The following is a 9,667-nucleotide window of genomic DNA, read 5'->3' as shown; positions in this document are numbered from 1 at the left end:
AGATTTTGTAAAAGATGAGGAAAAAATATTCGGAGCTGTTGGAATACATCCCACTGAAAGTCAGGATTTGAAGGAAACAGATTTAGATAAAATAAAAGAACTGGTGGGAAAGCCTAAGATTGTAGCAATTGGAGAAATCGGATTAGATTTCCATTGGGAAACGAATAAACAAGACCAGTATAAGAGTTTGGATGCACAATTAGATATTGCTGAAGAAATGGGCTTACCGGTAGTTTTTCATATTAGAGATGCTTATGATGAGGCGTACAATTTTTTGCAGAAAAAAGGATTGCCAGCGAGAAAAGGCGTCGTTCATTGCTTTTCAAGTGATTGGGAAGCGGCAGAAAAATTCTTGGATTTGGGATTATATTTAGGTTTTGATGGCCCTATAACCTATCCAAAAAATAATAAATTGAGGGAAGTGGTTGAAAAAACACCTGTTGAAAGAATTTTACCGGAAACAGATGCGCCATTTTTACCTCCTGTACCTTACAGAGGAAAAAGAAACAACCCAACTTATGTAAAGTATGTTTATGAAAAAATATCAGAAATAAAAGGGATAGATGTTGAAACTTTGAAAGAGATAACAAAAAGTAACGTTGAAAAGCTTTTCTTTAATAAGGGCTAAAGTGTCCTAATAATTTTAGTTTTTTCCCATTGATGGCATCTATGGTAGATATTCTTTTTTTACCGGGGAAGTGTATCTCTTTTATCTTTACAGCCCCGGCTCTACATTGTACAAGTATTCCGTCTTTTACAATACGGATTATTGTTCCAGGTTCTTCTTTATTTTCTATTGACAACAAATCATCAGAAAATTCCGATCCAAATATCTTTATCTCTTCTTTTTCGTATATGCTTCTTACTCCAGGGTATGGATCGTAAGCTCTTATTTTGTTGTGGACATTTTTAGCATCATTATTAAAATCTACAATTAGATCTTCTTTTGTAATTTTTTCTGCATATGAGGCTCCTTCTTCGTTTTGTGGCTTCAAAGTTAAATGATCGAATGAGTTTAAAAACTCTAAAACAGCCTCTTTTGCAAGTGATAATAATTTTTTATAAACAACACCATAGTTGTCATTTATTTCAATAGGGATACTTTTTCGAATGGCAATATCTCCCGCATCCAGAGCTTCTACCATATTGAAAATACTGATTCCTGTTTCTTTTTCTCCGTTTTCTATAGCTCGTTGAATTGGGGCTGCTCCCCTATATTTCGGCAATAGAGAAGCATGTACGTTCCAACATCCTTTTGGTGGCAGTTTTAAAACATTTTTTCTTAATATTTTTCCAAAAGCAGCGGTGATAATAATATCAGGATTCAGCTCTTTCAAAAAGTCAAACCCTTCTCCCTTATTTACACTTTTTGGTTGAAATACGGGAACACTGTATTTTAGAGCAACTTCTTTAACCGGTGTTGGTTGAAGTTTTTTCCCCCGCCCTTTAGGTCTGTCAGGTTGTGAAAATACTCCAACAACATTGAAATTGTTTTTTATTAATTCTTCCAAAACAAGGGCACCGAAATCAGGCGTCCCCATGAAAACAATTTTAAAATCCCTGCTATTTGTCATATTTTAACCGTTTCACCTAACTCTAATGCACGTTTTTTACCCTTTTCTATCAGTTGGTTCAATTCTTTTTTTAACCTAGCTTTCTTTACAATGGATAATTTGTCAGTGAATAAAATTCCCTCAAGGTGATCTGTTTCATGTTGAAATATTCTTGCCTGATATCCGTGAAGTTCTTCCTCTATGATGTTTCCGCTTAAATCTTGATAACGTACCTTCACGCCCTCAGGTCTTACCACATCTTCAAATATATCAGGAATGCTTAAACATCCTTCTTCAAAACTAACCTCTTCTCCCACGAACTCTATTATTTCGGGATTAATAACAACTTTTTTGCCCTTTTCCTTATTTGCCGTGAGGCTGTCTCCCTCATTTTCTCTAGAATCCATAATGAAGAACCTCAAAGATATTCCCACTTGAGGCGCAGCCAAACCTACTCCATCGTATAGATACATAGTAGAAAACATCTCATCGATTACATTTTTTAAGTTTTCGTCGAAATTTTCCACTTTTTTTGCCCTTTTTCTTAAAACAGGGTCTCCAATAAGTCGAATTTCCATCTCTTTAAACCTCCAACCGTGATTTCAATTCATCTATAAAATCATATTTTGTCATGAAAACACTTAACGGTGTTACTGCAACATAACCTTGATTTATTACATTATAATCTGAATTGTCATCGTTATCATCTTCTATAATATTTCCCAACATCCAATAATAAGAATTTCCAAAAGGATCTTTTCTTTCTTCAAAGTAATCTTGATATCTTCTTCTACTTTGCTTGGTAATTTTTATACCTTTCATTTCATCATAAGGGATTTTTGGAATGTTAACGTTTAATGTCGTAAATTCTGGCCAATTGTTCAAATCTAATTTTTCCAAGATATTCAAAACAACCTTTGCTCCATCTTCAAAGTTAGGATTGGAAAAGTCAACACAGGAAACAGCAATGGAAGGATAACCACCAACAGCACCTTCCAACGCCGCAGAAACGGTGCCAGAATAAAGCACATCCGTTCCGAGATTGGCTCCCCTATTTATACCGGAGATTACAACATCAAAATGTATCTGTTTATATATAGCGTCTAATCCTATTTTAACACAATCAGCAGGAGTTCCATTCACTGCGTGACCAAAAAAAGTGTCTCCAAACTTAACTGTTTTTGCCCAAAGAGGGTTTCTTACCGTGATTCCATGACCCGTTGCACTTCTTTCTATGTCGGGTGCGACAACGTAAACATCATGCTTTTGCTGGAGATACGTTTTTAGGGTAATAATACCTGGAGACATTATTCCATCATCGTTTGAAAGTAAAATATTCACAAGTCTTTCTACTCCTTTTTTAAATATATCTATTAATTTGCTTTTTATAATTTTAACATATTTATTTTATAATTTATTAAATACTTAATTAATTTTGCTGATTAATGCAAAACGCTTTTTCATAACTCTTTTGAAACCATTTCCGAATACTCATTTGCGAAGCTTTTGCAGCCTTGTGCAAAACGCTCTTTTCGTAATTGTTTTAAAATGATTTCCACACCTTCATTTGCAACGCAAATAACGTGTTGTGTTGGGATACTCCCTCAAATTTGGTATAATAAATATAAAAGGCGAAGATTTCTTTATCCTTAGGAGCGTGTTGTAGGATAAAGGACAAAGATTTTTTTAATCTTATGGGTGGGGAGCTGGGCGAAGGGGCGCTAAAACAAGCTTTAGATTTTCTAAAGGCAGTATTTAATAAGGAGATCAATTTTGAAAGTTTTAGGTGTAGTTGTTGAATACAACCCCTTTCATAATGGACACCTTCATCATTTAAGAGAAGCTAAAACTTTAATTAACCCTGATTATACTATCGCTGTGATGAGCGGAAATTTTGTCCAAAGAGGAGAACCGGCAATCTTGGATAAGTTTTCTCGAGCAGAAGTTGCTGTAAATATGGGAGTAGACGTTGTCTTGGAATTACCATTTGTCTATTGTATACAGGATGCGAGTGGCTTCGCCACGGGGTCCATAGGCGTATTAGAAAGAACCAATGTTGTTACAGATATAGTTTTTGGTAGTGAATCGAGTAATTTAGAAGTTTTGGATAAAATATCGAGTATTTTGTATGAACAACCCAAAAGTTTTAAAAAGTTACTCAACAAGAATTTAAAAAAAGGTTTCTCTTTTCCAAATGCTCGAAAGTTTGCCTTAGTTGAGTATTTAGAATCTTCAAATTACGAACACAACCTGATAGACATATTAGAACAATCCAACGATATCTTAGGTATAGAGTATTTAAATGCTTTAAAATTATATGATTCAAAGATTATCCCACATACTATTCCAAGAATAAAGGCAGGATACAATCAAAAAGAATTCACAGGTGAAATTTCCAGTGCCACTGCGATACGAAATCTTATAGAAAAAAACGAGATGAACAAAGTTAGGCAAGGAGTTCCGCCCTTCTCATATGAGGTTCTACTTAGGGAGATTGAAAAAGGCAAAGCGCCAATAATATTTGAAGATATGCGAGATATGATTTTAGGTAAGCTGCGAATGATGAAAAAAGAAGAATTAATACAAATAGACGGCGTAAAAGAAGGATTAGAAACTAGATATTCAAAATTTTCGAAAATAAGTTCCAACCTCACAGAATTAATAAACAACGTCAAGACGAAAAGGTTTACCTTGACAAGGGTGAAAAGAACTCTTTTAAAGATTTTCTTTGATTTAAAAGAGAGAGACGTGAAATTATACAACAGTCATGGGCCACAATATTTAAGGGTTTTAGCCTTCACAAAGAAAGGACAAGAGTTGCTTGGTAAAATGAAAGATCTTTCTACTTATCCAATTATTACTACCCCATCGACATACAGAAAAATATATAATAGATTAAACGACAAGCTATTATCAAGCAAAAAAAGGTATCAAAGCATTCCTGAAATCTACTTAAATCAGATTGAATACGATTTTTTAGCAAGTAATATTTACACTTTATTGTACAAAAACAGAGCTTTATCTTCATACGAACCTGATAAAAAGCAGAGAGTTATAATTTTATAATCAAAACTTCTCGTTTTCGGAGGTTTCTCAATGGAAAAGATTCTTGTCGTAGATTATGGTTCTCAGTACACACAGCTTCTAGCAAAAAGGATTAGGGATCTGGGGGTATTTTCAGAAGTAGTTCAATTTGACGATAATATATCCTTTAACGATGTGAAAGGTATAGTCTTATCTGGTGGACCTGACAGTGTTTATGATATTGATGCACCAGATATATCAGATGAAATTTTGAATGCTGAACTGCCTATTTTAGGTATTTGTTATGGGATGCAGCTTATGGCGAAAAAACTTGGTGGAAAGGTCGAACAAAGAGGTATAGCTGAGTATGGAAAAACGAAAATTACCATAACCGATCAATCCCTCTTATTTAAAAAGATTCCCAGTACATTTAACGTGTGGATGAGCCACAAGGATATGGTGACTCAAGTTCCCGAGAAATTTAAAATAACTTCTCTCACCTCAAACAATATCATCTCTTCTTTTGAAAACGAAACAGAAAATATATACGGCATCCAATTTCACCCGGAAGTTAGACACACTGAATTTGGAATTGATATATTGAAAAATTTCGTTCACGGCATATGTGGGTTGAAAGGTTCATGGACTTTGATGGATTTTGTTGAAAATAAGATAAAGGAAATAAGAGATACTATCGGTGATAAAAAAGCAATTATAGCCCTATCAGGGGGAGTAGATTCATCAGTTGCGGCTGTACTAACCCATAGGGCTATAGGCAATAATCTGAAAGCCATCTTTGTAAACCATGGCCTTTTGAGAATGAACGAGGTTGAAGAAGTTGAAAGTACGTTCAGAGATTATATGGGTTTGAATTTGACAACTGTAGATGCCCAGGAGCGATTTTTAAGCAAATTAAAAAGGGTTACAGATCCTGAACAAAAACGTAAGATTATAGGGGAAGAGTTTATAAGGGTTTTTGAGCAAGAGGCCAAAAAAGAAAAAGACTGCGAGTATTTAATACAGGGAACAATATATTCAGATGTCATAGAAAGTGCAAAATCCGGGAAAAAGACATTCAAAATAAAGAGTCATCACAACGTGGGAGGACTTCCAGAGGATATAGATTTAAAAATAGTCGAACCACTTAAAGAGCTATTCAAAGACGAAGTCAGAAGCGTTGGAGAAATCTTAGGTCTCCCAAGAGAGATATTGTACAGGCATCCATTTCCAGGCCCTGGATTGGCGATTCGAATCATTGGAGAAATAAACGAAGAAAAATTAACAATTTTAAAAAAGGTAGATAGTATTTTTATAAAAACTCTTAAAGAAACAGGTTGGTACGATAAGGTATGGCAAGCTTTCGCTGTTTTAATACCGGTAAAAACGGTAGGTATAACTGGTGATAAAAGGAGTTATGGTTATGTAGCAGCTTTAAGATCTGTTGATAGTGTGGAGGGTATGACCGCAGATTGGTCTAAAATTCCTTTTGAAATTTTAGACGTGGTTTCCAGCAGAATAACCAACGAAGTCGAAGAAATTACAAGAGTGGTTTACGATATTTCATCAAAACCCCCTGCTACAATAGAATGGGAATAATTGGAGGTGTCTGAGTTTTGGATATTTACTTAGTAAGACATGGAGCTACACTTTGGAACAAAATGGGAATTTGGCAAGGCCAAAGAGACGTAGAACTTGATGAAGAAGGAATTAGTCAGGCTAAGGCAACTGCAGAAAGATTCAAAAATATGAAAATAGATGGAATGTATTCATCCGGTCTACAAAGAGCTATTAAAACGGCAGAAATCATCAATCAGTACCACAATTTGCGAATAAAAAAAGATCCTGATTTTAACGAATGTAATATAGGAAATTGGGATGGGAAAAAGTTAGAAGAGATACTTCTTAATTACAAAGAAGAATTAGAGTATTGGCACAAGGATATCTGGGCAGTGGTGGAAGGTGTTGAAGCTTTAGGGGATGTGCAAAGAAGGGCTGTAAGGGCTATAAAGAAAATAGTTAAGGAGCATAAATTAGAGGATAAAATAGTCGTGGTTGCACATGGTTTAGCTATTAGGACTATTATTTCCTGGATTCTTAATATTCCACTTAATCAACATACTGCTTTTAGAGTTGACAATACATCTGTCTCACACATCATATATGAAGGAGATTATAGATACGTTTTAGCTTCTTTAAACGAAACGTGGCACCTCGAATATTATGGGTTGGAAACCTATCTCACCCCAGAAGAAAAGGAGATCGATTAAGATAACAGAAGAAAGCCTCTTTGAACGAGAATTGAATGTCTATTTTCTACCGAATGAGAATATAAAAAATCATCAGCTCTATATCCTTATCGATATTTTAAGGGCTACTTCTAGTATATCTGCGTTAGTCCATTGTGGAGCAGAAGAAATTTTTGTAACCGACGACATCGAAGTGGCTAAAGAATTAAAAAATATGGGATATTTACTCGCCGGCGAAAGGGAAGCCATAAAGTTAGAAGGTTTTGATTTTGGCAATTCTCCTTTGGAATTTTTAAATAATTCTGATAAAATTAGGAAAAAATCGATTGTACTAACTACTTCCAACGGATCTAAAGCTATGAAAAAAATAAACGAACTTGGAGATACAATTGCCCTTTCGTTGCTAAATTTTTCTTCTGTGGTAGATTTCATAATACGAAGGGATTTTCAAAATATTGGCATAGTTTGCTCTGGTACCAACAGGGTCGTCTCTTTAGAAGATTCATATCTGGCTGGATTGTTTGTTCAAAAAATTATGGAAAAACGTACTTACAACTTAAACGATGGCGCAAGAATATCTTTAAATTTAACTAAAAGCAAGAGAAGTTATGTCATGAATTCCGATCATGCCAAAAGGCTTAAAAATCTTGGGCTCAAAGATGATCTGGAATTTTGTTTCAACATGGATTTGTTTCAAGTAGTACCGTATTCAAAACAAAACAGTTATACATTCAAAAATTCTATTTCAATTTAGATCCATATATCAAAATGGAGGTGATTTACATGGAGAATACTAATGCTCAGCAAACAGCTCTAAGAAGAGTTGCAAGATCACCTGTGTATATAGCGTTGGGGGTTGTTGTTTTTTCATTTTTGGTTCATAGTATCGGTAATCCAATGCTGGGAACTATAATCTTACCGTTGCATTTTGTTGCTTTAATGGCTGGAATCATGGAAGGGGCAACGATTGGATTACTTGTAGGGGCTTTAATGCCCGTTTTAAATTTTTTGCTTTTCGGTATGCCACCATTTCCTGTTTTTATATTTATGACTATAGAAGTTGCAACCTACGGGTTTATATCAGGACTTTTAAATAAGAAAAACATATATTTTAATCTCATAGTATCCATGTTGATAGGTAGAGGTGTTTATATGATAGCCTACTACACCATAGGACTAATACTTAATATAAATTTTAGCCCTCTAACTTCAATTTTAATGAGTTATGTTTTTGGAATTCCAGGTATAATTCTTCAACTGTTATTTATACCGATGATTGTGAAAAGAATGCCGTTTTCTGTTAGGGCAGGTAGCGGTGCGAAAAGGTAAAGACTCCTATGATTTTCTGGGCTGACTGCGGGGCGAAGGGACCGCAGGATCTTTCCTTAGAAGGGTGGGCTGCGGGGCGAAGGGGCGCTTAAAAAACTTAAAAGGAGGAAAATACTTATGGATATCGATATTATTCGAAATCTTCTTGCTGAAGAGGCAGATGAACTACTCAATTTTAATTCACCAAAGATTTCAAAAGATCAATTGTATCTTCCTGGTCCTGATTGGGTAGATAGAATTTTTGTAAACTCAGATAGATCACCTCAAGTTTTAAAAAGTTTACAACTTTTATTTGATCATGGTAGACTGGCTAATACGGGTTATTTGTCGATTCTTCCCGTTGATCAAGGAATAGAACATTCGGCAGGTGCGTCTTTTGCTCCCAATCCCATCTATTTTGATCCGGAAAATATCGTGAAATTAGCTATTGAAGGTGGCTGTAATGCGGTTGCTTCTACTCTAGGGGTTTTAGGAATTGTGGCTAGAAAGTATGCTCACAAGATCCCATTTATCGTAAAGATTAACCACAATGAACTTTTAACTTATCCTAATTCCTATGATCAAATACTCTTTGCCAACGTGAAGCAAGCATTTGAATTGGGAGCTACGGCTATCGGAGCAACTATATATTTTGGTTCCAAGGAAAGCGATAGGCAGATAGTTGAAATCAGTAAAGCCTTTCATGAGGCACACGAACTAGGTATGGCAACAGTATTATGGGCATACTTGAGAAACAATGCGTTTGTAAGAAACGGGAAAGATTATCACGTAAGTGCTGATTTAACAGGACAGGCAAATCACTTAGGGGTTACGATTGAAGCCGATATAGTTAAACAAAAGTTGCCTCAAATAAACGGAGGTTATACAGCATTAAACGAAGAAGAAAAATACGGAAAATTCAGCAAAAAAATGTATACAGACTTGGTCTCAGATCATCCAATTGATTTGGCCCGATACCAAGTTGTTAACAATTATATGGGAAGAATTGGGTTGATTAATTCCGGAGGACCTTCGGGGAAAAACGATTTAGCTGATGCTGTTAAAACCGCTGTTATCAATAAAAGAGCTGGAGGAATGGGACTTATAAGTGGACGAAAGGCGTTTCAAAAACCAATGAAAGAAGGAATAGAAATATTGAATGCCATACAAGATGTTTATCTCTGCAAAGAAATCACAATCGCTTAAAAATAGGTTGAATATAGGAGTTTGTGGGATAGGGGATTTTTAATAAAAAGAATAAAGGCGGGGACTATCATGTCGTTAACAGTAAAGAGCTGTTATGCTATACGTGGTTTGTATGAAATGTATGAACTTCAAAATAGAAACAAAGATGAGAAAAACACCAAAATCTCAATAGCGAAGATCGCTGAAAGTTCTGGTATTTCACAAGAATTTTTAGCGAAGATATTTGCCGAGTTAAAAAAAGCCAAGATAGTTTCTTCAGAAAAAGGTAAATTTGGAGGATTTTATTTTACAAAAGCACCTGAGGAAATCACCTGAGTTTGACAGTTGAGA

11 protein-coding genes are annotated in these 9,667 nt (G+C 35.2%); 8 read left to right on the top strand and 3 right to left on the bottom strand.

Annotated features, from left to right (window positions below; all coding sequences use genetic code 11):
* Nucleotides 1–628, top strand: a 628-nt coding sequence (locus AA81_RS00345; protein ID WP_103897863.1) for a TatD family hydrolase, incomplete at its 5' end; no start/stop codon positions are given.
* On the opposite strand, the gene fmt is transcribed toward AA81_RS00345, so the two are convergent.
* The 3 genes from fmt to surE are packed head-to-tail and all read right to left on the bottom strand — an operon-like array spanning nt 615 to nt 2,894.
* Nucleotides 615–1,574, bottom strand: coding sequence for a methionyl-tRNA formyltransferase (gene fmt / locus AA81_RS00340; RefSeq protein ID WP_103897862.1), 960 nt, complete (start codon nt 1,572–1,574; stop codon nt 615–617). The genes AA81_RS00345 and fmt overlap by 14 nt on opposite strands.
* Entirely contained in the window at nt 1,571–2,131 is a 561-nt protein-coding gene (gene def, locus AA81_RS00335) for a peptide deformylase (RefSeq protein ID WP_103897861.1), read from the bottom strand. Before def ends, fmt begins: the two co-directional genes overlap by 4 nt.
* A 4-nt stretch (nt 2,132–2,135) precedes the next feature.
* Nucleotides 2,136–2,894, bottom strand: coding sequence for a 5'/3'-nucleotidase SurE (gene surE / locus AA81_RS00330; RefSeq protein ID WP_103897860.1), 759 nt, complete (start codon nt 2,892–2,894; stop codon nt 2,136–2,138).
* Nucleotides 2,895–3,326: 432 nt separating this feature from the next.
* Between surE and AA81_RS00325 the strand changes: the two genes are divergently transcribed.
* From AA81_RS00325 to AA81_RS00295, 7 genes are all read left to right on the top strand, one after another.
* Nucleotides 3,327–4,619 (top strand): nucleotidyltransferase, encoded by a 1,293-nt coding sequence (locus AA81_RS00325; RefSeq protein ID WP_103897859.1) that lies wholly within the window; start codon nt 3,327–3,329, stop codon nt 4,617–4,619.
* 30 nt (nt 4,620–4,649) lie between these two features.
* Complete coding sequence (guaA, locus tag AA81_RS00320) at nt 4,650–6,173, top strand: glutamine-hydrolyzing GMP synthase (RefSeq protein ID WP_103897858.1); 1,524 nt, start codon at nt 4,650–4,652, stop codon at nt 6,171–6,173.
* Nucleotides 6,174–6,190: 17 nt separating this feature from the next.
* Nucleotides 6,191–6,844 (top strand): histidine phosphatase family protein, encoded by a 654-nt coding sequence (locus AA81_RS00315; protein WP_103078298.1) that lies wholly within the window; start codon nt 6,191–6,193, stop codon nt 6,842–6,844.
* Entirely contained in the window at nt 6,798–7,577 is a 780-nt protein-coding gene (locus AA81_RS00310) for a 2-phosphosulfolactate phosphatase (protein ID WP_103897857.1), read from the top strand. Before AA81_RS00315 ends, AA81_RS00310 begins: the two co-directional genes overlap by 47 nt.
* Nucleotides 7,578–7,606: 29 nt before the next feature.
* Complete coding sequence (locus tag AA81_RS00305; protein ID WP_103897856.1) at nt 7,607–8,152, top strand: ECF transporter S component; 546 nt, start codon at nt 7,607–7,609, stop codon at nt 8,150–8,152.
* A 117-nt stretch (nt 8,153–8,269) separates the two neighbouring features.
* A complete protein-coding gene (locus tag AA81_RS00300; RefSeq protein ID WP_103897855.1) occupies nt 8,270–9,337 on the top strand; it encodes a class I fructose-bisphosphate aldolase in 1,068 nt (355 codons plus the stop codon).
* Nucleotides 9,338–9,406: 69 nt separating this feature from the next.
* A complete protein-coding gene (locus tag AA81_RS00295) occupies nt 9,407–9,652 on the top strand; it encodes an RrF2 family transcriptional regulator (protein WP_245863345.1) in 246 nt (81 codons plus the stop codon).
* Nucleotides 9,653–9,667: the final 15 nt, after the last annotated feature.

This window comes from Petrotoga halophila DSM 16923, from assembly GCF_002924615.1.
Note: the sequence above shows the minus strand (reverse complement) of the source record. Positions and strands in the feature narration are given on the sequence as shown.

What these genes read in the sequence shown, in the direction of transcription:
- fmt (WP_103897862.1), bottom strand. Translation starts at nt 1,574, where the DNA reads ATGACAAATAGCAGGGATTTTAAAATTGTTTTCATGGGGACGCCTGAT.
- def (WP_103897861.1), bottom strand. Translation starts at nt 2,131, where the DNA reads ATGGAAATTCGACTTATTGGAGACCCTGTTTTAAGAAAAAGGGCAAAA.
- guaA (WP_103897858.1), top strand. Translation starts at nt 4,650, where the DNA reads ATGGAAAAGATTCTTGTCGTAGATTATGGTTCTCAGTACACACAGCTT.
- AA81_RS00310 (WP_103897857.1), top strand. Translation starts at nt 6,798, where the DNA reads ATGGGTTGGAAACCTATCTCACCCCAGAAGAAAAGGAGATCGATTAAG.
- AA81_RS00305 (WP_103897856.1), top strand. Translation starts at nt 7,607, where the DNA reads ATGGAGAATACTAATGCTCAGCAAACAGCTCTAAGAAGAGTTGCAAGA.
- AA81_RS00300 (WP_103897855.1), top strand. Translation starts at nt 8,270, where the DNA reads ATGGATATCGATATTATTCGAAATCTTCTTGCTGAAGAGGCAGATGAA.
- AA81_RS00295 (WP_245863345.1), top strand. Translation starts at nt 9,407, where the DNA reads ATGTCGTTAACAGTAAAGAGCTGTTATGCTATACGTGGTTTGTATGAA.